21 protein-coding genes and 1 pseudogene are annotated in these 21,759 nt (G+C 66.6%); 10 read left to right on the plus strand and 12 right to left on the minus strand.

All coding sequences use genetic code 11. The features are described 5' to 3' along the window. Positions 1-19 precede the first annotated feature (19 nt). The 4 genes from BJ970_RS35795 (at position 20) to BJ970_RS35810 (ending at position 4,419) form a co-directional block, all read left to right on the plus strand. Positions 20-565, plus strand: coding sequence for a helix-turn-helix transcriptional regulator (locus BJ970_RS35795; RefSeq protein WP_221468585.1), 546 nt, complete (start codon positions 20-22; stop codon positions 563-565). Positions 566-914: 349 nt separating this feature from the next. Next, entirely contained in the window at positions 915-2,237 is a 1,323-nt protein-coding gene (locus BJ970_RS35800) for an MFS transporter (protein WP_184732836.1), read from the plus strand. Positions 2,238-2,303: 66 nt separating this feature from the next. Further along, positions 2,304-3,317, plus strand: coding sequence for a glutamate cyclase domain-containing protein (locus BJ970_RS35805; RefSeq protein ID WP_184732838.1), 1,014 nt, complete (start codon positions 2,304-2,306; stop codon positions 3,315-3,317). Positions 3,318-3,519: 202 nt separating this feature from the next. After that, on the plus strand, positions 3,520-4,419 hold the full coding sequence (locus tag BJ970_RS35810) for a LysR family transcriptional regulator (protein ID WP_184732840.1): 900 nt from the start codon (positions 3,520-3,522) through the stop codon (positions 4,417-4,419). An 8-nt stretch (positions 4,420-4,427) separates the two neighbouring features. Here BJ970_RS35810 and BJ970_RS35815 read toward each other — a convergent pair whose 3' ends face one another. Then, on the minus strand, positions 4,428-5,198 hold the full coding sequence (locus BJ970_RS35815; protein WP_184732842.1) for an SDR family NAD(P)-dependent oxidoreductase: 771 nt from the start codon (positions 5,196-5,198) through the stop codon (positions 4,428-4,430). A gap of 334 nt (positions 5,199-5,532) precedes the next feature. Here BJ970_RS35815 and BJ970_RS35820 point away from each other — a divergent pair, with 334 nt between their 5' ends. After that, positions 5,533-6,225, plus strand: coding sequence for a TetR/AcrR family transcriptional regulator (locus tag BJ970_RS35820; protein ID WP_184732844.1), 693 nt, complete (start codon positions 5,533-5,535; stop codon positions 6,223-6,225). Positions 6,226-6,481: 256 nt separating this feature from the next. On the opposite strand, the gene BJ970_RS35825 is transcribed toward BJ970_RS35820, so the two are convergent. Further along, positions 6,482-7,570 carry an NAD(P)/FAD-dependent oxidoreductase gene (locus BJ970_RS35825; RefSeq protein WP_184732846.1) on the minus strand — a complete coding sequence of 363 codons (1,089 nt, stop codon included), beginning with the start codon at positions 7,568-7,570 and terminating at the stop codon, positions 6,482-6,484. A gap of 97 nt (positions 7,571-7,667) precedes the next feature. Between BJ970_RS35825 and BJ970_RS35830 the strand changes: the two genes are divergently transcribed. Continuing rightward, positions 7,668-8,099 carry a MarR family winged helix-turn-helix transcriptional regulator gene (locus BJ970_RS35830; protein WP_184732848.1) on the plus strand — a complete coding sequence of 144 codons (432 nt, stop codon included), beginning with the start codon at positions 7,668-7,670 and terminating at the stop codon, positions 8,097-8,099. 83 nt (positions 8,100-8,182) lie between these two features. Here BJ970_RS35830 and BJ970_RS35835 read toward each other — a convergent pair whose 3' ends face one another. Genes BJ970_RS35835 through BJ970_RS35870 form a run of 8 tightly spaced genes read right to left on the minus strand, consistent with a single transcriptional unit; the run spans position 8,183 to position 15,551 of the window. Further along, a complete protein-coding gene (locus BJ970_RS35835; RefSeq protein WP_184732850.1) occupies positions 8,183-8,509 on the minus strand; it encodes a YciI family protein in 327 nt (108 codons plus the stop codon). A gap of 30 nt (positions 8,510-8,539) precedes the next feature. After that, the gene (locus BJ970_RS35840) at positions 8,540-9,475 is read right to left on the minus strand and encodes a hydroxymethylglutaryl-CoA lyase-like TIM-barrel protein (RefSeq protein ID WP_184732852.1); all 936 of its coding nucleotides are present in this window, start codon (positions 9,473-9,475) and stop codon (positions 8,540-8,542) included. 10 nt (positions 9,476-9,485) lie between these two features. Next, positions 9,486-11,120 (minus strand): AMP-binding protein, encoded by a 1,635-nt coding sequence (locus BJ970_RS35845; protein ID WP_184732853.1) that lies wholly within the window; start codon positions 11,118-11,120, stop codon positions 9,486-9,488. Further along, positions 11,117-12,145, minus strand: coding sequence for an LLM class flavin-dependent oxidoreductase (locus BJ970_RS35850; RefSeq protein WP_184732855.1), 1,029 nt, complete (start codon positions 12,143-12,145; stop codon positions 11,117-11,119). Before BJ970_RS35850 ends, BJ970_RS35845 begins: the two co-directional genes overlap by 4 nt. Before the next feature lie 10 nt (positions 12,146-12,155). Then, the gene (locus BJ970_RS35855; RefSeq protein ID WP_184732857.1) at positions 12,156-12,668 is read right to left on the minus strand and encodes a PaaI family thioesterase; all 513 of its coding nucleotides are present in this window, start codon (positions 12,666-12,668) and stop codon (positions 12,156-12,158) included. Then, the gene (locus BJ970_RS35860; protein ID WP_184732859.1) at positions 12,661-13,701 is read right to left on the minus strand and encodes an Ldh family oxidoreductase; all 1,041 of its coding nucleotides are present in this window, start codon (positions 13,699-13,701) and stop codon (positions 12,661-12,663) included. The genes BJ970_RS35855 and BJ970_RS35860 overlap by 8 nt, the downstream gene beginning before the upstream one ends. Then, complete coding sequence (locus tag BJ970_RS35865; RefSeq protein WP_184732861.1) at positions 13,698-15,011, minus strand: MFS transporter; 1,314 nt, start codon at positions 15,009-15,011, stop codon at positions 13,698-13,700. Before BJ970_RS35865 ends, BJ970_RS35860 begins: the two co-directional genes overlap by 4 nt. A 42-nt stretch (positions 15,012-15,053) precedes the next feature. After that, complete coding sequence (locus BJ970_RS35870; protein WP_184732863.1) at positions 15,054-15,551, minus strand: flavin reductase family protein; 498 nt, start codon at positions 15,549-15,551, stop codon at positions 15,054-15,056. Between the two features lie 82 nt (positions 15,552-15,633). On the opposite strand from BJ970_RS35870, the gene BJ970_RS35875 reads away from it, so the two are divergent. From BJ970_RS35875 to BJ970_RS37460, 4 genes are all read left to right on the plus strand, one after another. Next, positions 15,634-16,155: a MarR family winged helix-turn-helix transcriptional regulator gene (locus BJ970_RS35875; protein ID WP_184732864.1), complete on the plus strand. Its 522-nt coding sequence runs from the start codon at positions 15,634-15,636 to the stop codon at positions 16,153-16,155. A 39-nt stretch (positions 16,156-16,194) separates the two neighbouring features. Beyond that, positions 16,195-17,418, plus strand: a complete 1,224-nt coding sequence (ribA, locus tag BJ970_RS35880; protein ID WP_184732866.1) for a GTP cyclohydrolase II — start codon at positions 16,195-16,197, stop codon at positions 17,416-17,418. 246 nt (positions 17,419-17,664) lie between these two features. Continuing rightward, positions 17,665-18,444 carry a TIGR03084 family metal-binding protein gene (locus BJ970_RS35885; RefSeq protein WP_184732868.1) on the plus strand — a complete coding sequence of 260 codons (780 nt, stop codon included), beginning with the start codon at positions 17,665-17,667 and terminating at the stop codon, positions 18,442-18,444. Between the two features lie 187 nt (positions 18,445-18,631). Next, entirely contained in the window at positions 18,632-20,353 is a 1,722-nt protein-coding gene (locus BJ970_RS37460) for an eCIS core domain-containing protein (RefSeq protein WP_221468586.1), read from the plus strand. 216 nt (positions 20,354-20,569) lie between these two features. On the opposite strand, the gene BJ970_RS38645 is transcribed toward BJ970_RS37460, so the two are convergent. After that, positions 20,570-21,127 carry an IPT/TIG domain-containing protein gene (locus tag BJ970_RS38645; protein WP_246472199.1) on the minus strand — a complete coding sequence of 186 codons (558 nt, stop codon included), beginning with the start codon at positions 21,125-21,127 and terminating at the stop codon, positions 20,570-20,572. Positions 21,128-21,286: 159 nt separating this feature from the next. Beyond that, positions 21,287-21,679, minus strand: a pseudogene (locus BJ970_RS40315) (phosphotransferase family protein); the annotation flags it as partial. Between the last annotated feature and the right edge of the window lie 80 nt (positions 21,680-21,759).

Genomic DNA, 21,759 nt, shown 5'->3' on the forward strand with positions numbered 1-21,759 from the left:
CCGGCGCAATCGGAACGGATTGGACGATCATGTACGCCGGTCAGATCCGATCGGCCGGGCCCGTGGCCTGCTGGCAGACCCCCAGGACGCCGAGCCGCACTTCCGGGCGGCCCTGGCCGACCCAGTGCTGGAACACTGGCCCTTCGAACGGGCCCAGACCCTGCTGGACCTCGCCGAATGGTTGCGGCGCCGTCGACGCATCGCAGAGGCGCGAGCGCCGCTCACCGAGGCCCTGGAGACCTTCCGGCGCCTGGGCGCCCGCCCATGGATCGAGCGCGCCCGGGCCGAATCGCGCGCCGCCGGCCTCGACGTCACAGACTCCACCCCCGACGCGCTCGCCGAACTCTCCCCGCAACAGCAGCAGATCATCAGGCTCGCCGCCCGCGGACTGACCAACCGCGAGATCGGCGAGAAGCTCTTCCTCTCCCCGCGCACCGTCAGCTCGCACCTCTACCGCAGCTTCCCTAAGCTCGGCATCACCGCCCGCTCCCAGCTGCGCGACCTCATCGAGGACACCCTCGCGATGGCCGGCCACCAGGTTGTTGGTCGTGCTACTGGGAGTTGACGAGAACACACCCGGTCCTGGATTGATCCTTTGCGACCCGCTGCCCTGATCCCTGCTGGCGCGGCGTGTCCTCAGCTCTCCTGGCGCGCCAGGAGACGTAGGAGGCCCGGAACCGGAAGTTCTGCTTACTCTGCCCGAAGGTAGAAATGTAATGACAGCAAGCGAAAGTTGCAGTTAACTTGCCGCGTGGCAATGAAGCAGCACCTGGTAAACGCGCGTTCCCGGACTAAGTTCTTGGGCACGTGCCGACACACGCTGCGCTACCCGTCCAATCCGTTCACCGAGGGCCTCTCGCAGGGACAGAGAACCTCCCGGCAGCGACGATCACGAGAGCTTTGAGGTGATTTTGATGGCTGCATCCTCGCCAACAAACACTCCTTCCGAGGTTACGCCTGTGGATCGAACGCAACACGCCGACCGGCGTCGCGCGGCAACTAGTTCGTTCATTGGCACGACAATCGAATGGTATGACTACTTCATCTATGGAACAGCGGCGGCGCTGGTATTCCCGAAGGTCTTTTTCGGTAATCTAAGTGGCTCCGTTGCACTCTTGGTGTCACTCGTCTCCTTCGCGGTAGCCTTCATCCTGCGCCCGGTCGGCGGCGCTGTCTTCGGACATTTCGGAGACAAGCTGGGGCGCAAGAGGATGCTGCTGATCACGCTGATCGGTATGGGTATCTGCACCGGTTTAATCGGCTTGCTTCCCGCGCAGCAGACCATCGGCGTGGCCGCGCCGCTCCTTCTGCTCTTCCTCCGGATGGTTCAGGGCTTTATGCTCGGCGGTGAGTGGGGCGGGGCAGCCCTTATGACGGTTGAACACGCGCCGACGCACCGTCGGGGTCTTTACGGCAGCACTATGCAGGCTGGCGCCCCGGCAGGTTTACTCTTGTCCGCTGGAGCCTTCGCCGCCGTCTCTGCACTGCCACGCGAGCAATTTCTTGCCTGGGGTTGGCGAATTCCCTTCCTGGTCAGCTTCGCACTGCTGGGTCTAGGTCTCTACATCCGTCTCCGCGTCACCGAACCCCCGGTGTTCCGAAAACTGTCGGAGGAGAGCCGGACTGCTACCCTGCCGATTAAGGAGTTGCTGGCCAACGAGAAGCGTAAGATCCTGATACTTGCGTTTCTCCAGACCGCCGCCAACGTCGGCTATTTCCTGATCACTGTCTATGCTCTCACTTATGTGACCGAAGAGGTCGGCATGTCGCCCACATTGGCCTCCCTGGGACTTGTGGTCGGGGCCGCGGTCGACCTGTGCCTTCAGCCGGTCTTCGGATGGGCCTCTGACAGATTCGGTCGACGCCGAGTGTACGCTTTCGGCTGCGCGTTCATCGGGGTCTACGCGTTCCCATTCTTCTTGCTCCTCGATAGCGGCAATGGGGCTCTTGTCATCCTCGCCTTCAGCCTCGGACTCGGAATCGGACACGCTGCGACCGGATCGCTGCACGGCACGATCTTCGCCGAGCAGTTCCCAACCCGCTACCGATACACGGGAGCGTCGGTCGCCTACCAAATTTCCGGTGTGATCTCGAGCGCTCCCACTCCGGCGTTAGCGGCAGTCCTGGTGGCAACTTTCGGAAGCGCGCAGTTCGTTGCTTGGTACGTCGTTCTTGCGGCCGTCATTAGCTTGATCTGCACCCTATGTCTCAGGGAAACGTTCCGAGCGAATCTCTGACTCGCGGGCACCTGTCGATGCTAATTGCTTACAGTCTGGTCCGTTTCGTCGTTTAAAGGAGAAACCGTGCCCAAGATCCTCGCCGAGAACATTGACAGGATCATTACAACCGAACTGCGCCCGACGGGAACGTTGCCCAGGGGAGTGACCGGACGCCTGTACGAGGCCGCTCGGCAGCGCTCGAAGGACCCACTCTGCTACGTGATGGCGGCCGAGCTCAAGGATTGCGTCCGGTCAGGCGACCGCGTCGTCATCGTGACCGGCGCGGGCGGCCCGCCCTATATGCCCAGTGGCGAGATCGACGGTCTTCTGGGCTCGACCGCCCTCGCGCGAATTCTTGCTATCGGGCTCGATGCGGACGTGCACATAGTGGTAGAGGAGCGATTCACGGCGCCCATGACGGCGGTCCTACGCGCCGGCGAGCTTAATGTCCGCGACGGCTCCCCGTGGCCCGGCTCGGTAGCGCTGCATGTCTCGCCCGAGGGTCTCACGCAATCTGAAGACTTTTCGGGACGGCTCCTCGGAGAGCTAGATCCGTCGGCCGTTATCGCAATTGAGAAGATCGGAGTAAACAGCAAGGGGGTCATTCACGGCGTCACCGGCCTTCCGTGGACGGACGTCCACTTCAACGCGAAGCCCCTCTTCGACGGTGCCCGAGCAAGTGGTGCGAGGACCTTTGGAATTGGAGACGGCGGCAACGAAGTCGGCTGGGGTGGAGTAACTGAGGTCGCGGAGATTATGCCGCATGGGAGGGTCTGCCAGTGCGGCTGCGGTGGAGGAATTGCCTGCGCGGTCGAGACCGACATCCTCGTTCACGCTGCGATCTCTAACTGGGGAGGATACGGCGTCGCGGCCATGCTGGGCTACCTGCTACGACGACCCGATCTCGTGCCCGACGCCGACTACGTGGAACGAATTCTGACGACTGCGGCGGCGTCCGGCGCAGTCTGTGGCTGGTACTCACGGCCGATGCTCTCGGACGACGGTGTTCCGCTCAAAGCCCACCGCGCGATTGCCACAATGCTAAAAACCGCGGTCGAGCAGGCGCACATCGAGTTCGCCGAATCATCGTCACATTAGACTGATACGGCTGCGCGAAGCCACCGTCATGGTAAACTGACAGGCCAATGCGCCAACGTTTCTCGCCCGAACAAGTGCGTTGATCATGTGACGCCCGACCTGCCAATTGCGGCTGCCTGGTTTTATCCTTCGCGGCGGACCCGTCTTGTGATGGGACGGCTCGTCACGCGGGGCGGGCGAGCGGGGCAGAGGAGGATCCATCGTGGTCAGCGTCCAAAGACTGTGGCTGCTACAGCAGCTTTCCTCGCTCGGAACGGTGTCCGCGGTGGCCGAAGCGGAGCATATGACCCGACCAGCCGTCTCGCAGCAACTAGCCAAGCTGGAGTCCGAAACCGGTGTGCCATTACTACAGAGGTCTGGTCGGAATGTCGAACTGACTGGCGCGGGGCGCGCGTTGCTCGAAAAGGCTCAGCGGTTGTTCGAAGAGCTCGAACTTGTCAATATTCACATCGAGGAGCAGCGAACCGGCGCTGGTGGTGAGGTCCGGATTGGCGGCTTCTCATCGGCTCTCGTGGGCCTAGCGGTGCCTGCCATGGAAGAGATTCAGTACAGTCTCCCTGGCGTGGCAATTCGGCTCTATGAGATGGAGCCGCGTGAGGCACTGACAGCTCTTATGAACAACCAGATCGACCTGGCCATTGTTCATGATCTGTTCTTCGACAACACCGACAAGAGGCTTGTCGCTCAACAGCAACTCTACACTGACCGATTCTATGTCATCCTTTCGCGGCAGCACAGGTATGCATCCCAGCGCGCGCTGGCGCTCTCGGACCTCGCGGACGAACTATGGGCGTTCAACGTAGCGGCCGAAAACTACTTCGACTTCGTGACCCATGCTCTGCGGTCTGCTGGGTTCGAGCCGACCCTGCTGGGACACTTCCGACAAATGTCCACGGTGCTCCACGTCGTTGCGATGAACCTCGGCGTCACGATCCTTCCCGGCATGTCTTTACAAAGCCTTCCACATGGCGTGATTGCGGTCCCGGTGTCTGAGCGGCTGGAGCGCCAGGCATTCCTCGCACACAGACGAGGTCGAGGGATCCAGCCCGCCGTTAGCGCGGTAGCAGACGCCGTGCGCTCAGTGTGCTCTGCAAGACGCTGAAGCGCCGTTCAAAAGCCGGTCGTGACCGCATCCACGGGCAGCGTGACGCCGGTGATGTGCGACGATGCGGCGCTGGCGAGGAAGACGATCGAGCTGTCGAGTTCGGGCTGCTGGTTCATTCGTCCCAGCGGCACGGTGCGGCAAGGAGAGCGCTTGGGGCTTTCGCCGGGCCTTTCGCCAGAGTGGAGCCCCGGTGCCACAGCGTTGACCCGAATGCCCCGGCGCGCGGTCCACTGCTGGGCGAGGTTGCGCGTGAGCCCGATCACGCCCGCTTTGCTGGCGGTGTGGTCGGACTGCGGCGCGAAGACCTGCATTAGCCCCAGCACACTGGCGACATTGATGATGCTCGACCCCGGCCTCATGACCCGGGCGCACTCCTGGGCCATCCAGTAGGCACCCATGAAATCGACATCCACGATTCGGGGGTCGACATCCGCAACCGGCCGGAAGTCGGCGCTTGCGCACAGCGCGGGGACAGTTCGGCCGACGCCCGAATTGTTGACCAGGACGTCGACCCGACCAAAAGCCTCTGCCGCAGCAGCTGCGAGCGCGGTGCAGTCCTCCGGCTCGGACACATCCGTCTGCACCGCCAGGGCCCGGCGTCCGGTGGCCAGGACGTCAGCGGCGACATCTGCCAGCTGCGCCTTGTGCCGAGCCCCGAGAACGACATCGGCTCCCGCATCGGCCAACGCGCGGGCCAAGCCCGCTCCCAGAACCGAACTCGCACCCGTGACGATGGCGACCTTCCCGTCCAGGCGGTAGGTGTCGACTACGGACATGGAGTTCCTTCTGCATTGGTCGGCATGTTCCCGCAGCTGGTCGTGTGCCTGTGATAACGGCCAGTACGTGCTCGGCCGCGCGGATGGTCTCCTCGGATCGCCGGAGTCATGACCCGCTGTCATGGCGCCCGCGGTGAGCCTCTGCGCGGTCACGCCGAACTTCAAGTGGGCGAACGGGTCAACGACCAGGGGCACGATCCTGCGCGCAGCCTTGCGCGTGGCGGCGCGGACCTCGGGGGCCGGAGCGAGAGTGTGCGACCTCATGCGATCACCTACCGGGGTTTACGCTGTATCAAATTTCTGTACACCGTTCCTTGGCGGGTATGCTAACCCCATGACACGCCCTGCATCCAGCCCCAACAAGCGATCCGCCCCGCGCGGCTCAGGGCCTGCCGACGTCTCCCACGACGACGTGGTGCGTGTGGCGCTCGAACTCGCCGCGGCCAACGGTCTCGACGCGCTATCGATCAGAGGGGTCGCCTCCACGCTCGGCATCTCGCCGATGTCGATCTACCGCTTCGTGGCGTCGAAGGACGAACTGCTCGACGCGATGGTCCTGAAGGTGCTCGACCGGATGGAGATCCCCTACATCGCGGCCACCGACTGGCGTGAGCGGATCGTAAAGACCATGCTCGCCTGGCGGGACCTCATCGAAGATCAGCCAGGCGTCGTTCAGATACTCATCAACCGGCGGATGCCGGCCGGATCGCCGGGCCTGGGACGCCTCGCCGAGCAGGTACTCGCGGCACTCGAGCACGGGGGCATCACCGGAACGGCCGCGGCACGCGCCTTCTGGCACATCTTCTCGTTCACATTCGGGCACATCATCTTCGAACGAGCCCGATCTCAGATCGACGATCAACACCAAGCCGACGCACGCGACGACATGCACCAAACCGCGCGCGACCACGGGTTCGCCCACGTCGCGGAACTCGCCACTCAGCTCACCCAGATCGACGCGCGCGGTCGCCTCGACGATGCGCTTCGGGTACTCCTAGTGGGCCTCACACACCCTGCCGAACAGTGACATTGTCACCGGAGCCGCGCTCGGCCGGTGAGACTGGTCAGGTCGCGTAGTCAACCGTCGCGAGTTCGCCGTGAGAATGGCTGTGAGTGATCACCGGGCTGATGGGTGCTCTGGCTGTCTTGTTTTCTTTGCGGGGCCCGGATTCTGTGGGCTGCTCACGGTGTGATGGGTGCGGGGGAGACCGCGTGGTGGGCAGTGTTTCGGTTCGCCGATCATGTGGCTGTGGTCGTCGACGTGCGCGGCGGGAGCAGTGGATTCACGGCAGGGCTGGGCCGAGTAGTGCTTCGTAGGCCTCGGTTCTCAGTGTTTGGCCCTTGATTTGGGCTGTTGTCTCGGCCGTTAGCAGGCCCGCTTCGGGGGCGTAGGTGGCGCCGTGGGTGGGGCCCAGCGGCAGGGCGATGGAGGGTGCCGCTGGGGTGTAGGCGCTGAGGTTTTGGTCGCCCAGGATGAGGGTTCGGATGTTCGCCGCCGCGATCCTGGCGTGTTCTCCGGCGGCCTTGGCCATCTTGGCTTCGGGTATGGCGGTGACGTCGCCGATGGCGAACACGGTGGGCGCGTCGGGTAGGTGCAGCTCGGGGGTGACCTCGATGGCGCCGGTCGGCGTGCGGGCCGCCTCCAGGCCGCCGGCAAGGTAGTCGCTGTTCGGGCGGATTCCGTAGCAGCGGAACCAGATGTCCGCGGCGATTTCGCGGCCTCGAGTCGTGGTCGCGGTGAACCCCTTGACCTCGCCGGGTTCGGAGGGTGGGTCCTCGTGAAGCGGTGCGCCGAGTACGAGTTCCACGTTCAGCTCCGCTAGTTGGCGGCGCAGTTCGGTCCGGAGCTCCGCTGGGAGGCCGCCGACCAGGATGTCGTGGGCCGGATCGACGATCGTCACCGCTTTGTCCGGCCATGCCGCCTTCAGCTCGCCGGCCAGCTCGAGGCCGACTGGGCCGGCGCCGAGCAGCAAGACGTGCTCGGCTCGCGTCAACTCGTCGTAGGTGGCGCGGATTCTGGCCTTCGCTGAAGCGCTGTCTGCCACGTCGAATTTCGCCGGGAATGGGTAGGTGGAACCGGTGGCCAGCACAATGTAGTCGGCGTCGAACCGCCGTCCGGAATCCAACGTCACGCCCGCTGGATCCACTTTCCTGGCACGGTCGCGGACCACCCGGCCTCGGTTGAGCAGTTCGTCGTAGGGGTAGAACAGTCGGTGCGCCCAGGCGGGATCGACTAGGCCGCGCAGTGCGGCCACGTTGTGGACGAACGCGTCCCGGGGTTCGACGAGGACGACGTGGGCCACGTCGTCGAGGTCCTTGGCTGCGGCGATCCCGGCGTATCCGCCGCCGATCACGACCACGGTCGGATCCATGACCACTCCTAGTTCGCGATACATACCGTTGGTGTCACGAACTAAACTAGTTCGCACCACGAACCGATGTCAACTAGACTGGGCTCGGAGGTGCGGGATGACCAGGACGACCGAGTTGGGGTTGGCCGCCGGGCTCGTGCGGTTGGCGAATCTCGTGAACCGCGTCTTCGCCGACGTCGCCCGCGAGCACGGCATTACCCCGCAGCAGGCGCAGCTGCTGTGCAAGCTCATTCAGGGGCCGGTCGGGATGGCCGAGCTCGGACGCAAGCTGGACTTGGAGAAGTCCAGCCTGACCGGACTGGTCGACCGCGCTGAGCGCCGCGGCTTGGTGCGGCGCGTGCGAGACCGGCGAGACCGGCGAGCCTGCTTGATCGAGCTGACCGACGACGGGACCCGGATTGCCTTCGAAACCCACCAGGTCGTGTGCGACGAGTTGGAGAAGGCTGCCGTCGAGGTGCCCGTCGCCGACCAGGAACGCATGACCGACGTCATCGCGCGGATCGCACCCGATGCCCCGGAGCAGGGGTAGCAAGGCAGCGGGCATCACCCGTCGCCGGTCGATGCCCGTGTGCATGCCGGGACAGTTCGGCCCGTCGAGCGCCGAATCTGTGGTTACCGTCCGATCTGCGCCATCGGTACGGCGGCTTGGCTCGATTCGTTGTGGAAGACGCCGAAGTACGGGTCCCATTCGCTGATCCACAGGTCGGCGACCTGTCCCTCGATCATGAACGGGTCGGTGTCAATGATCGCCTGGGCCGCGTCGCGATCGGGCGCTTTGACAAGCAGCAGTGCTGAGCGGACGTCGGTGCCCACGGTCGGCCCGGAGGCGACGAGTGAGCCGTCCTGGAGCCGGTCGAGAAGCCAGTCGAGGTGGGGTTCGAGGTGTTGTGCCCATCCCTGCTCGTCGGGGTGGCTGTAGTGCACGAGGAAGAAGCTCACGAATGGCCTTTCGGTGGAGTTGAGGAGAGTTCACCAGGCGAAGGACAGCGGCTGGGTGGACTGGCCCGCAGCCGGTACCGGATCGGTGTGCCGGACGAATCCTTTGCTGGGTGCGCCGATCTCGTCGGCGAGCCAGTTGGCGGTGTCGATGAGCCGGGGCAGGTCGATGCCGGTGGGCACGCCGGCCAGTTCGAGCAGTTGCACGGCGTCTTCCGTGCACACGCCGCCGCCCTGGGTTCCTGGCATGGCCGGATGGCCGCCACTGCCCGCGAGCGAGGTGTCGATGTTGCGGATGCCGAGTTCGATGAGGGGGAGAAGGGCGGCGAGGCCCATGCCGCGGCCGTCGTGGATCTGCACGGTGAGGTGGTCCGCGGGGACATGGTTGAGTGCGGCGTTGACGAGTTCGCGGATCTGGGGTGGCGCGGCGTAGCCGGCGGAGTCGGCGAGGATCCAGCGGTCCACGCCGATGTCCAGCAGTCGACGGGCCAGCGGTTCGAGTTCCTCGCCGCCGCGCGCGGGGCCAGTGGGCCCGCCCCAGGCAAAGATGAGGTAGGTGCCAAGCACGATGTCGTGGTCCGCGGCGAACGCCGCCATGCGCTCGAGCGCGGCGAGGGATTCGGCGGTGGACTGGCCGATGTTGGCGCGGGCGAACTCCTCGTCGGCCGACAGCAGGAAGGACGCCGTGTCGGCACCCGCGTCAACCGCGCGGGCGAGGCCGCGGATGTTTCCGACGCAGCAACCCAGGCTGAGCCCGGGTACTCGTGGGATCTTCGCGAACACCTTCTCAGCGTCGGCGAGGCCCGGGACCAGGTCGGGCCGGACGAACGAGGACAGCTCGAACGAGCGGATGCCGGCGTCGAGGAGCCGTCGCACGAGCTCGATCTTCACCTCGGTCGGGACCACGTGATCTTGGAAGGTGAGGCGTGGCGCGATCTCGCGGATGCGCACTCTCTCGGTCTGGGGCATGGTTCGTTCCTCAGGCGTGTCGGGTCGGCTTGAGCCCGGCGGCGTGGGCGTCCCACGCGTCCGCCGGGCCCTGGCCGCGCAGGTCGTTTTTGCGGACCTTGCCGGTCGGGGTGACGGGCAGTTCGTCGACGATCCGGTAGTAGCGGGGGACCATGAAATGCGGCATGGACACGTCGCAGTGCGCGAATAGCTCTGTGAAGTCCAGGTGCTGGCCGGGTTTGAGCTGCAGCACCGCGAGCACTTCGTCCTCGCCCAGCTCCGACGGCGTGCCGACCGCAGCGGCCGCGACCACGCCTGGATAGGCGAGCAAGACCGATTCCACCTCGTGCGAGGAGATGTTTTCGCCGCGGCGGCGCAGCGCGTCCTTCTTGCGGTCGATGAAGTAGAAGTAGCCGTCTTCGTCGGTGTAGCCGAGGTCGCCCGTGTGCCACCACAGGTCCTGCATGGTCGCGAGCGTCGCGGCCGGATCGCGGTGGTAGCCGGAGAACATGATGTGCGGCAGCCGTGGCCGGTAGACGATCTCCCCGGCCTGGCCGGGGGCGGCGCGGTGGCCGGACTCGTCGTGGATCTCCAGAATGGACGATTCCGTCGGCAGGCCGATCGAGCCGACCTTGCGGGCATTCAGCGGGTTGTAGAGGACGTTCTTGATTTCGGTGAGCCCGTAGCCCTCGACGATGTGCACGCCGAAGCGCTCCTCGAAGGGATGCAGCACCTGCGGCGGAGCGGGCGCGGCGAACACCTTCGTGACGTCGTGCTCGCGGTCGCGTTCCGATGCAGGCTGGGCCAGCAACATCGGCAGGATTGAGCCGAGCGCGTTGAACTGGGTGACCCGGTGCGCCCGGATCTCGTCCCAGAACCTGCTCGCGCTGAACCGGCGGCCGAGCGCCACGGTCGCCCCGGCGTAGAGACCATGCAGCGAGAGGTTGACCTGCGCGGCCCCGTGGAAGAGCGGCAGGCACGTGTAGAGCCGCTCGTCGGGTGTCGTGCCCATCTGCGCCGCGCACTCCCGCGCCGCGACCAAGGACATCAGGTGCGGGTACACGACGCCCTTGCTGCGCCCGGTGGTGCCGGAGGTGAGCATGATGGCGACCGGGTCGTCCGGCGTGACGCGGGGGAGTTCGGTCGCCGGGTCGCCGGCTGCGAGCAGCTCGCTCCAGGTACGCACCTCGACTCCGGCCAGCGTGCGACGGGGTGCGGAGTCGTCGAGCAGGACCACTGTTTTCAGGGTTTCCGGTGGTTCCGGTAGGTCTGCGACGAGTTCGAACAGGGTCGCTTCGGTGACCAGAATGCGCACGTCGGTGCTACGCAGCGCGTGGTCGAGGAACGGTCCCTTGTAGGCGGTGTTGATCGGTACCTCGACGAGGCCGGCGCGGGCCGCGCCGAGCCAGCTAAGCACATATTCGGGGCGGTTGGGCAGGAAGATCCCGACCGAGCTGCCCGGGGCGCCGCCTACTGCGGCCAGGCCGCGAGCCACGTCGGTCACTGCCGCGTCAACCTCGCCATAGGACATTTCGGTGTCTTCGAAGACGAGCGCGGCCTTGTCCGGGTGCGCCGCGGCTCGGGCGGCGATGAGTCCGCCGACCGTGCCGTCGGCGAGGTCGTCGAAGCCCGGGGCGCCGGTGCCCCGCGCAATCGTTCCGGTCATGCCAGCTCCTTCTTCGCTCGGGCGAGGAAGCCTTCCAACGCCGGGTCCCAGCCCGCTTCGGCACCGGTGGTCACGAGGAACGCGCCGATACCGAGGTCGCGGTAGGTGCCGAGGGTGTTCAGGATGCGCTCTTCGGTGCCGACGAGCGCTTGGGAGTTGGCGAACCCGCCCAGGAGTTTGGTCAGCCCGGTCCAGAAGCAGTCGTCGTGCAGTTCCTCGGCGGTGAGCGCGAGGGCGCGTTCCCGCCCGATCGAGGTGTCGGTCGACGACGAGCGCAGGAACTTGTTGGTGCCGGCGGCCTCGGCGATCTGCTGTTCCACGGCGCGCGCTTGGGCCCAGGCGTCGTCGTCGGTGTCGCCGACGAACAGCCGCAGGCTCAGCGAGAACCGCATGTCACGGCCGTAGCCCTCGGCGGCGGCGGTGACCCGGTCGATGCGTTCCTTCGTCCCGGCGAACGGTTCGCCCCAGAGCATGTACAGGTCGGCATGCCGGGCCCCGAAGTCCACGGCATCGGCGCTCTCGCCGCCCATGAAGATCGGGACCTGGCCCTGGACGGGCTTGGTCTGGATCTTCACTGCCTCGGCCGTGTAGTACTCGCCGTAGTGGTCGAAAGGCGCGGTCTCGGTCCAGGTACGGCGCACGACGTCGAGGTACTCGACGGCCCGCCGGTAGCGCTCGCTCTTGGGCAGGTCGTCCGACTCGCGGCGCAGGTCCTTGTCGGACCCGCCGACGACCACGTTGATGGCGAGCCTGCCGCGCGCGAGCACGTCCAGGGTCGCGAAATAGCGCGCGGCGGCGACCGGCGACATCACCCCGGGCCGATGCGCGAGGATCGGCGAAAACTTCGGCGATGCCGCGAGCGCGAACGGCGCGGTCGCGTGGTTGTGCGGCCACGTCGAGGAATATCCGACGAGAACGCGGTCGATCACCTCGGAGCGGTCGAGTTCCTGGATCCTGGCGATCATCTGGCCGGGATCAGTCTCGCCGGTCTGGAGGAGCTGCAGCCCCGTAAAGAAGTCGACCATGGCGTGGTCCTCAGCTTTCTGTGTGGATTCCGTTGCGGGGCAAGGGTTGCCGGGCGAGCCAGTCCGCGTGCTGGGCGTAGTGGTCCGGCCGGCGAGTCCGCAGTTCTGCGCGAGCGGTCGCCAAATCCGGCCCAGCGGGCGCGAGCGCCATCCGGGCAGACACCTCCCACCGGCTGCCGGAGTGGGTGTCGATCCAGCCCAGGACCGTGAGTGGGCGCTCAACGGGGACCGGGCGGAGGTAGGAAACTGCCAGGGACTTCGTGACCAGCCGCGGCTCACTGCGCAGGGCGACCATGTTGAGCACGTCGTCAAACACCGCAGCGATCCACCCGCCGTGCGCCACCTCGGGCCCGCCGTGCCAGGATCGGGCGCAGATCACGTCGAACCGCTCGGCGCCGTCCAGCGTGCCGGCAACCTCGACGCCCAGTCGGCAGGCGTTGTCCGGAGCGCAGCCTCCGCACAGCAGCCGGCCCGTTGCGGACGGCTCGATCACGAAGCCATCGGGATCGAACAGCTCAGCCATGTTCCGTTGCCTCCCCGGCCGCGGGGAGTCCGGCCTCGTGGCGCAGGCCCGCGACCACCGCCTCGGGCACCTCGATTGTGCCGCGACGAAGCATCTCCTCGCGGCAGGCCACCGAGCGGTCGAAGGGAACGCGGACGGCGCCGCCGTCTTCGACGGGCCTGGTCGCCCGGATCGAGTCGGCGAAGGCGGCAACGCGGCGGCGGTAGTTCTCCGCGTCGGTCAGCGTGCCCGGATCGACCAGCAAGACGAACAACCCGCAATCCGAAACGCCGGGCGGGTCGGCGGCCGCGCCGGTCATCATGCCGAGCAACTGCACCACCATGGCCAGCCCGGAACCCTTGTGTCCGCCCCACACGCCGAACGCGCCCTCGAGCGCGGCGGCCGGGTCGAGCGTCGAGGCGCCGGTGCTGTCGTAGGCCTGGCCAGGTTCCAGGTCCACACCCAGCCGGGCCTTGAGGATCACCTCGCCATACATCACGGCGGCGGTGCCGATGTCCCAGATGATCGGCGCGGGGGTGGACGGGAATCCGAACGCGATCGGGTTCGTGCCGAACCTGCCTTCGCTCCCCCCGTGCGGCGCCACCATTGCGGGCCCGCTGCCCGCAATCATCCCGGCGAACCCGGCTTGCGCCGCCTTCTCCAGGTAGTAGGAGAACATGCCCGTGTACCAGGTGTTTCGGGCACCGACGACGGCGACTCCCTGGGCACGGGCCTTGTCCATGGCCAGGTCCAGGGCGCGCATGCCAACGAGGTAGCCCACGTGGTCGCCGCCGTCCAGGGTCGCCGACACCGCGGTCTCAGCGACGGCCCGGATGGGGCCCGGAGGCGCCGGTGTCGCGCGGATGCGCTCGACCACCGACAGCGCGCGGGCGAGCCCACCGAACGAGAGGCCGCGCAGTTCGCAGTCGAGCAGGTGGTCGGCGATGATCTCGGCCTCGGCGGGGCTGTGCCGCACCTGGGTCATCGCCGCCGTGATAAGCGCGCGAGCATCGCGCAGGGTCAGGGTGGTCGTGGCGGCACTCTCCTGAGTCATGAACTGGCCTCCGCGGACAGGGGCTCGGTCGAGGGGGACGAGTCGAGATACGGGGCGGACCGGCGCGCGAGGGCAAAGGCGGCGATCGCGCTGACGGCGGCCGCGGCTAGCAGCAAGTAGGCGGGCGAGCGGTTGTCGCCGGTGATCTCCACCAGTGCCTGGCATACGAAGACCGCCGAGCCGCCCAGCACGGCAACCGCAACGTTGTAGGAAACCGCGACGACGCTGCCCCGCACCCGTACCGGCACGAGCTGGATGTAGGTGATCGGCGCGACGCCCGAGTAAAACGCCGGGCCCGCCGAGAGCAGCACGGTGCAGCAGACCACCAGCCACAAGGACGATGCGCTCGCCATCACGGCGAACAACGGATACGTCAGCACGAGCACGGCGATCGAGGTCGCCAGGAGTACGGGCGCGCGGCCCTTCCGGTCGCAGGCCCGGCCGCCGGCAACCACCAGGAAGAGACCGACCAGCAGCGCAAAGGCGATCACCGAGGTGGCGGTGACGGGGGAGAGGTGCAACTGGATGAGGTAGTTCTGCACGTAGGTGTAGACCATGTAGAAGCCGACGACGTGCAGTACCGACACTCCGACGATCAGGAGCATCCGTGGCCACTGCGCTGAGAGTTTCGTGTCCTCGGACACTCGACTGCGCGTCGCAACGAATTCCGGGGTCTCACCGAGGCGGCTGCGCAGGTAGAGCCCGATCCCGGCGACGGGCAGCGCCAGCAGGAACGGCACCCGCCAGCCCCATGCCTGCATCTGCTCCGCGGTGAGCGCCGCGTTGAGGGACAGCACGACCACGGCCCCGAGGAGCAGCCCGGCGAGACTGCCCACCTGGACGTGACTCGACAATTCCCCGCGTCGGCGCGGCGGGGCGAACTCGGCCACGTAGATCAGGGCAGTCGTGTACTCGCCGCCGGCCGACAGGCCCTGGCCGAATCGCAGGAGCACCAGCAGTATCGGCGCGGCGATCCCGATGCTCGCCGTCGGCGGCAACAAGCCGATCGCCATGCTGACTCCCGCCATCAGCAGCAGCGACGCCACCAGGGCGGGCCGGCGACCGAGCCGGTCGGCCAGCGGCCCGAAGACCAGCGCGCCCGCCGGGCGGGCGAGGAATGCTGAGCCGAACACCGCGAACGACGACAGCAGGGCGGCGCCGGGGCTCGAGGACGGGAAGAAGACTTTGGCAAGCACGGTGGCGAGGAAGCCGTAGACCGCGTAATCGTAGGTCTCCACCGTGTTGCCGATCGCGGCCGCGAGAGTCGTGCGTCTCAGCGTCCGGGCCGGGATTTCCGCTGTGGTGCTCATGGCTGGCCTCTCCTTTGAGGTTGCCGGGATACGTTTCGTCGATCAGGCGGCCGCGACGCGGCCGTAGTGGCTTCGAAAGAACAGCAGTGGGGACGCCTCGGTGTCAGCTCCCAGGTCGTTGACTCGGCCGACGACGATGTGGTGGTCGCCGGCGTCGTGCACGGCATCGATCGTGCAGCCGACCCAGGCCACCACCCCGTCGATGACCGGATCTCCGAGCGGCCCCGGACGCCAGGCCACCTCGGCGAACTTGTCGCCCCCTGACACCGACAGGGCACGGCAGATCCGCTCCTGGCCAGCGGCGAGGACGTTGACACAGAAGCTGCCGCGCTCGGCGATGACCGGAAACGTCGACGACGTCTTGCCGGGCAGGAATGCCACGAGCGGCGGGTCAAGCGAGACCGAGGTGAACGACGAGACGGCCATGCCCACCGGCCTGCGCTCCCCGTCGAGCGAGGTGATCGCGGTGACGCCGCTCGGAAAGTGCCCGAGGACGGACCGGAATCGTGCGGAGTCGAAACCCTGGCAGATCGTAAGCATACTTACACTGTAAAAGCTACCGAACGTCTAGGACAAGCATGCTGATGAGAAGTCAGGATCCGGTTGGCAATATGCTTCGGGGGTGACAGGCCCATTGCCTTACATCGACCCCTTCGACGACGGCCGGTCGCCGAGGCGAGCACCAGCGGACATGGACGAGGCGTCCTCGCTGATCGACGCGGTGTTCCGCCTCGAACGCGCGGTCACGAGGATCGGCAACGCCCGGTTGCGTCCGTGGAACATGACGCTGTCTAGCTATACGGCGCTGCGGATCCTGGCCAACCAGCCGCATCTCACCCTCGCTCAGCTGGCGCGCCGCTGCTATGTCCGGCCGCAGACCATGACCCGTATCGTCACCCAGCTGGAGAACCGGGGCTTCGTGGTCCGCAGCGCGCACCCGGAGAGCGAGCGGGCATTGTCGCTCCAGGTCACTGAAGAATGTATGGCCGCACTGGACGAGATGGGCGCGGAGGTACTCAAGATCAGCGACACGCTCAACGCGCTCCTTGGCCGGGACGACATCGTGGCCACCGATAGTCAGCTGCGGCAGGCCGCGCTCGTGGTCGAGAGCGAGCTCCGGGAGATGAACCGACCGGAGGAGTAAGCATGCGGATGAACAACAAGCATGCTTATACTCGGTTCCATGGTACGAGACCGATTGAGTGCGGCGCTGGCTGCCCTGCGCGACGGGCGCCCGGCGCTGGTGACCGACGCGCACGATCGCGAGGACGAGGGTGACGTGGTGCTCGCCGCGCACGCCGCCACGCCGGACTGGGTGGCGTGGACCGTCCGGCACACCTCAGGCCTGCTGTGCGCGCCGTTGACGCCGCGCCGCGCCGCCGACCTGCGGCTGCCGGCGATGGTGGACCGAAACGAGGACGCCCGCGGCACCGCCTACACGGTCACGGTGGACGCAAAGACGGGCGTGACGACCGGCATCAGCGCCGCCGACCGCGCCCACACGCTGCGGGCACTCGCGGATTCTTCGGCCACCGCCGCGGATTTCGTCCGTCCCGGGCACATCCTGCCGTTACGGGCGCGAGCCGGCGGGGTGCTGGAACGGCCGGGCCACACCGAAGCCGCCGTCGATCTGTGTCGGCTCGCCGGCCTGCCGCCCGTCGCGGCCATCGCGGAGCTGGTCAACGACGACGGATCGATGCTTCGCGGGCCCGGCGTCAAAGCGCTCGGGCGCCGCTTCGACCTGCCGACCCTGAGCATCGCGGAGCTGATCTCCTACCGCCAACAGCATCCACTCCCGGCCGCGGAAGAGCCGCGCGTGACGCGGACAGCCGAGACCGAACTCCCTACTAAGCACGGCCGGTTCCGCGCACTCGGCTATCTCGACCTACGCACCGGCGCCGAACACGTCGCGCTCATCCGCGGCGAGCCGGAGGACCCCGTGCTGACGCGGGTGCACTCCGAATGCCTCACCGGGGAATCCCTACACTCCCAGCGCTGCGACTGCGGGCCTCAGCTCGACGACGCGCTCCGCGCGATCGGCAAAGAGGGCGGTGTGCTGGTGTACCTGCGTGGGCACGAGGGCCGGGCGATCGGCTTGCAGAAAAAGCTGGCCGCCTACCAACTGCAGGACACCGGGCTGGACACTGTGGACGCGAACCTCGAGCTCGGCGAACCAGTCGACGCCCGCGAATACGGTGCCGCCGCAGCGGTGCTGCGCGACCTCGGAGTCACGAATGTCCGGCTCCTGACCAACAATCCGACCAAAGTAGCCGCCCTCGATACTGGCGGAATCTCGGTTTTGGAGCGGGTGCCGCTCGCAGTCGGTGCCGCTCCAGCGAACCTTAGCTACCTGGCCACCAAACAACACCGAATGGGCCACCTGCTCGACCGGCGCGAGGTTTCCTGAACACGCGGCTGCTTCGCAAGCTCGGACGCGAGTTCGGACCTCGCCGTGCAAAACGGCCTGCTGCAGCTGGTTTTCCTTCCCAGGACGGCGGGTTCGTTGTCGGACGCGCACACGAATTCTCCTGAACTCACCACCGGCGACGACGAAAAGTGTCTGTGGAAGGTGGAGGCCTGATGTGCCGCACGGCCTGTACGCCGCTCTCCCGGGGCCAGCCGCCACCATCACAGCCGAGAAAACGGAGCGTCCATGCCGACACTCGAGGAAATCCTCACCGACCTACGCATTGAAGGCGATGAGCTGGACCGGATGGTGCGCCATCTCGATCCGGCGGCGTGGGCCACGCTCACGCCCGCCGAAGGGTGGACGATCGCACACCAGGTCTCGCACCTGGCGAGCACGGATGACTGGGCCATCACCGCTGTTACCGACCCGGCGGAGTTCGGCAGCCGACTCCAGGCAGCATCAAACGGTCTGGTGGAAGCGGAAGCCGCCGAAGGTGCCCGGGAGCATCCCCACCTGCTTCTCGCCCGCTGGCGCCGCGGACGCCACCGATTACTGCACGCCGCGTCCGTCGCCGACCTGGACGCTCGACTCCCGTGGTTCGGCCCTCCGATGAAGCTTGCATCGATGGTCACAGCTCGGATCATGGAGACTTGGGCGCACGGCCAGGATGTCGCCGACGCGCTCCACGTCGACCGCGAACCCACCGCCCGTCTCCGCCACATCGCTCATCTCGGCATCCGCACCATGGCATTCGCCTTTACCATCAACGACCTTCCCGCTCCTGACACACCGGTACGCGTGGAACTCCTCGCTCCGAACGGCGACGAATGGGTCTGGGGACCCGAAGACGCCTCCAATCGCGTTCGTGCTCCCGCACTCGACTTCTGCCTACTCGTCACCCGGCGCCGACACCCCACCGACGTGGCGATCGCGGCCAGCGGCGAAATAGCGCAGCAATGGATGACGATCGCTCAAGCGTACGCAGGCCCACCGGGCCCCGGCCGGTCACCGGCAAAAGCATGATCCAACCGCACAACTTGATCATCTATCACGAAATGTCGTCGCCAGGCGAAAACATCAGCCACCTAGGCATACCTGTAGGGCGGTGTGCTTCCCGCCCGCAGCCTGGTCCACTGAAGGACAGCGTCCTGGGTTGGCACCACGAAATTTCCTGACCGACGTGTATGGGAGTGGAAGGGGACGACGCATCATGGCGGCCACCACGCGTGTTCAACTGGTGCAGGCAGAGAAGGAGAAGACTGGGGCCTCGCGGGCTCGTGGCCGGACTCCCTCCGCGCGGTCGGCGGGCGGGAGGGCTGGGGCGAGTGCGGTGGTCCGCGACGTGGCCACGTTCATACTGGTCGGCCAGCGGCCAGGTGTGCGCAGTGCCCCGGCGACGTCAGGATCGGAGATCGGCGACGTCGTGCCCTCACCTGGTGCGCCCCTGCGTCAGCCACTACAGGCGGAGAGGAAAGCCCGGTTGGTCGCCGACTGCGGCCACGAGCAGGCTGAACGGGCCGCAGTGCAGCGCTCCTGCGTTCACGACGTTCTCCGTAGCGCCGGCCGGCCCCTGGACGACTCCACCCGCACCGATATGGAGTCCCGGCTCGGCGCCGACTTCTCGGATGTCCGCATCCACGACGACACCGCCGCCAGGACCTCCGCCGCAGAGCTCGGCGCCCGCGCTTATACCTCGGGCCACCACGTGGTCATCGGCGATGGCGACAAGCACACCCTCGCGCACGAGCTGACCCACGTGATCCAGCAGCGTCAGGGGCCCGTCTCCGGCACCGACAACGGCTCGGGCCTCAGCGTCTCCGACCCGTCCGACCGCTTCGAGCGCGAGGCGGAGACGAACGCGCGACGCGCGATGAGCGAGCCCCAGCCGCTCCAGCGCAGCGTGGCGCAGGCGGCACACGCCGACCGGTCTGTCACCGAGCTACCGGTGCAACGGATGCCCAAGGAGACCAAGGAGACCGGGGAGCCCGAGGAGCCCAAGGCGAAGAGGGCGAAGACCGACAAGGGGAAGGGCGGTGGACAGAGCCAGGTAAAGGAACTGTTGATCAAGGAACTCACGGGCAGATTGGGGTGGAAGACGCACGGCGGCGGGCAGAGCCTGACCCTCCATCTCACGCGCGCACCGGAGGAGACCGAGAAGACCGCCGCCACGAAAGTCGAGCAGATCTACGGGGGCAGTAGCAACATACGGAAGCCGAAGTCCTACAAGAACAACCGGACCATGCAGAGCATGCGATGGATCTCCACGCTTGCGAAGGACTACCTGGACCGGAAGAATCCCTCCAACAAAGCGGAGGAGGTCCAGGCGACCGTCATCGGCGGCACGATGTACATCTCGGCCAACCAGAACAAGCACAACACGCAGCTGGGCGAACTGGCCGAGAAGCACAACACGGGCGAGGAGTTCGCGAAGGCTCTCGTCGCCGACCTCGGCAAGCAGGAGACAGATGCGACCGACCGCTTCTCCCGGCACGTCGGCAAACTGAGGGAGCGGGTGGCCAACGACGGCACCGGAGACTACGCCGAGATCGCTTCCAAGAAGGTGGAGGTCCCCGAGGACGTGTCGAAGGCCGACGACGGGTTGCACGCGGAACGTCGGCTGGGCCAACTCTCTGGTTTCGACCCGAAGATGACTGTCGGCATCAAACGTCCCTGCGTCGTCTGCTACTCACAGCTTTACGCGGTGGTCGACGCGGAACTGGTCAACGGAGGCAACCTCAAGGTCTACCCGGGCCCGCTGTGGCCGAGCAAAGCGGCAAACAAGGGGATGGCCAGCTACGAGGACAAGAGCGTCTCGGAGTATGCCGGGTACCTCCATGAAACGGTGCAGAAGGCCGGCGGCACCTACATCAGCTTCACCCGGGCCGGGAAGTACTCATGGGACCAGAACAGCGACTCTGACTCGGACGCCTGAGTCCTCATCCCTCGCCTAGCTCTACCGGCCTTCGCGGAATCCCGCCGCCCAGGTGCCCGAACCGTTCGCCACCCTCATCCTGCGCTACCGCGAGCTGCGCCCGAACACGCGCACCACAACCAACCCGAACTCCCGTGGCTGTTCGTTGGTCATGCGGGTAGAAGAGTCGATCCGCCCGGGCGGATCGACTAGATAGTTGATTCCGATTGGATGCCATTACAGGTCCACGTCGCGGGTCTCGGATTCGGTTTCGGCCGCGTGGGGGCTCCCGCCGGTGAGGACCTGGACGGTGTAGCGGCGCGCCGTAGGTGGCGCCGCGCCAAAAGTCGGCGACCTGCGCGAACTTGGCATCGAGCGCCGGCAGCGGGTCGGGGAAACCGGCGGGCCGAGCGGGGCCTGGTCGGTCGGGAAGACGGACAGGACGAGGACCCGCTGGTTCTGGACGTTGACCGAGGGCGTGCCGTTCTGCGGGCCGTGGACGAAGCGCGGCGCGGCGGGGGCGACCCAGCCGTGCTCCTCGGGATAGGGCAGCAGCTCGAAGGCGGGGCCGTCGGCGCTCTCGGGTCCGACCTCGACGCGGATCTCGCCGGTGCGGGCATCCTCGGCGGCCATCACGAGCAGCCGCTGGGGCGAGGCGCGGACGACCAGCGCGGGGCGGTTGCCGACGATCACTGTGTTGGAGGCGCGGTGCGGATCGAAGCCTTCGCCCGTGATCTCGACCAGCGTGCCGGGCCAGCCTTGCCTGGGCGAAACGTCGTGGATGCGAATGGCCATGTCGCTTCGACCGTGCCCTGCGTGTACAGGTGGTTGATCTTCGCCCCCAGGTAGGCGCTGAAGGAGGAGAGCCCGCGAATGCAGGAGGTTCCGCCGGCGTCTCGGTAATGCGCTCATCATTGCCCTGATAGCCGGTCTCGGTTGGTTCGCGCGAGCACTCCAGTTCTTGACCACGAGAGCCAGTTCGTGCTCGGGAGAGCCCGGACCTGCCAGCTCCCAGTCGAGCAGCATCAACCGGCCCGATTCGTTCTGCAGGACATTGCTCGGCGTGAAATCCAGATGACACATGATCAGGCCCGCTGGATCGGCGGGCTTGACCACGGCCGAAAGGTCCTCGATGGCAGGCAAGGCAGCTTCCAGTCGACGGGCCCACTGGACTCCGTCGCCGCGCAGCGCATCGAGCAATCCCTGCCATTCCGACGAAGTCGGTACCGTGCCCCACTTCGACGCCGGTGACCACTCCCAAATCCGTACCGGCAACGCACCCAGAGCGATGTCCTCCCTGCGCAATCTGGCAATCAGCGCCCTACGCCTGGCCGGACACACCAACATCGCCAAAGCCCTACGCCACACCGCCCGCGACCACACCCGGCCACTGACCCTCTACGGAATCACCCCCGGACAAGCCAGAA

Source organism: Saccharopolyspora phatthalungensis (assembly GCF_014203395.1).
In the GTDB taxonomy this organism is placed as follows: Bacteria; Actinomycetota; Actinomycetes; order Mycobacteriales; family Pseudonocardiaceae; genus Saccharopolyspora; species Saccharopolyspora phatthalungensis.

Excerpts from the sequence above, each read along its gene's own strand:
- BJ970_RS35800 (WP_184732836.1), top strand. The coding sequence starts at position 915 with ATGGCTGCATCCTCGCCAACAAACACTCCTTCCGAGGTTACGCCTGTG.
- BJ970_RS35815 (WP_184732842.1), bottom strand. The coding sequence starts at position 5,198 with ATGTCCGTAGTCGACACCTACCGCCTGGACGGGAAGGTCGCCATCGTC.
- BJ970_RS35820 (WP_184732844.1), top strand. The coding sequence starts at position 5,533 with ATGACACGCCCTGCATCCAGCCCCAACAAGCGATCCGCCCCGCGCGGC.
- BJ970_RS35825 (WP_184732846.1), bottom strand. The coding sequence starts at position 7,570 with ATGGATCCGACCGTGGTCGTGATCGGCGGCGGATACGCCGGGATCGCC.
- BJ970_RS35830 (WP_184732848.1), top strand. The coding sequence starts at position 7,668 with ATGACCAGGACGACCGAGTTGGGGTTGGCCGCCGGGCTCGTGCGGTTG.
- BJ970_RS35840 (WP_184732852.1), bottom strand. The coding sequence starts at position 9,475 with ATGCCCCAGACCGAGAGAGTGCGCATCCGCGAGATCGCGCCACGCCTC.
- BJ970_RS35845 (WP_184732853.1), bottom strand. The coding sequence starts at position 11,120 with ATGACCGGAACGATTGCGCGGGGCACCGGCGCCCCGGGCTTCGACGAC.
- BJ970_RS35850 (WP_184732855.1), bottom strand. The coding sequence starts at position 12,145 with ATGGTCGACTTCTTTACGGGGCTGCAGCTCCTCCAGACCGGCGAGACT.
- BJ970_RS35855 (WP_184732857.1), bottom strand. The coding sequence starts at position 12,668 with ATGGCTGAGCTGTTCGATCCCGATGGCTTCGTGATCGAGCCGTCCGCA.
- BJ970_RS35860 (WP_184732859.1), bottom strand. The coding sequence starts at position 13,701 with ATGACTCAGGAGAGTGCCGCCACGACCACCCTGACCCTGCGCGATGCT.
- BJ970_RS35865 (WP_184732861.1), bottom strand. The coding sequence starts at position 15,011 with ATGAGCACCACAGCGGAAATCCCGGCCCGGACGCTGAGACGCACGACT.
- BJ970_RS35870 (WP_184732863.1), bottom strand. The coding sequence starts at position 15,551 with ATGCTTACGATCTGCCAGGGTTTCGACTCCGCACGATTCCGGTCCGTC.
- ribA (WP_184732866.1), top strand. The coding sequence starts at position 16,195 with ATGGTACGAGACCGATTGAGTGCGGCGCTGGCTGCCCTGCGCGACGGG.
- BJ970_RS35885 (WP_184732868.1), top strand. The coding sequence starts at position 17,665 with ATGCCGACACTCGAGGAAATCCTCACCGACCTACGCATTGAAGGCGAT.
- BJ970_RS37460 (WP_221468586.1), top strand. The coding sequence starts at position 18,632 with ATGGCGGCCACCACGCGTGTTCAACTGGTGCAGGCAGAGAAGGAGAAG.
- BJ970_RS38645 (WP_246472199.1), bottom strand. The coding sequence starts at position 21,127 with ATGGCCATTCGCATCCACGACGTTTCGCCCAGGCAAGGCTGGCCCGGC.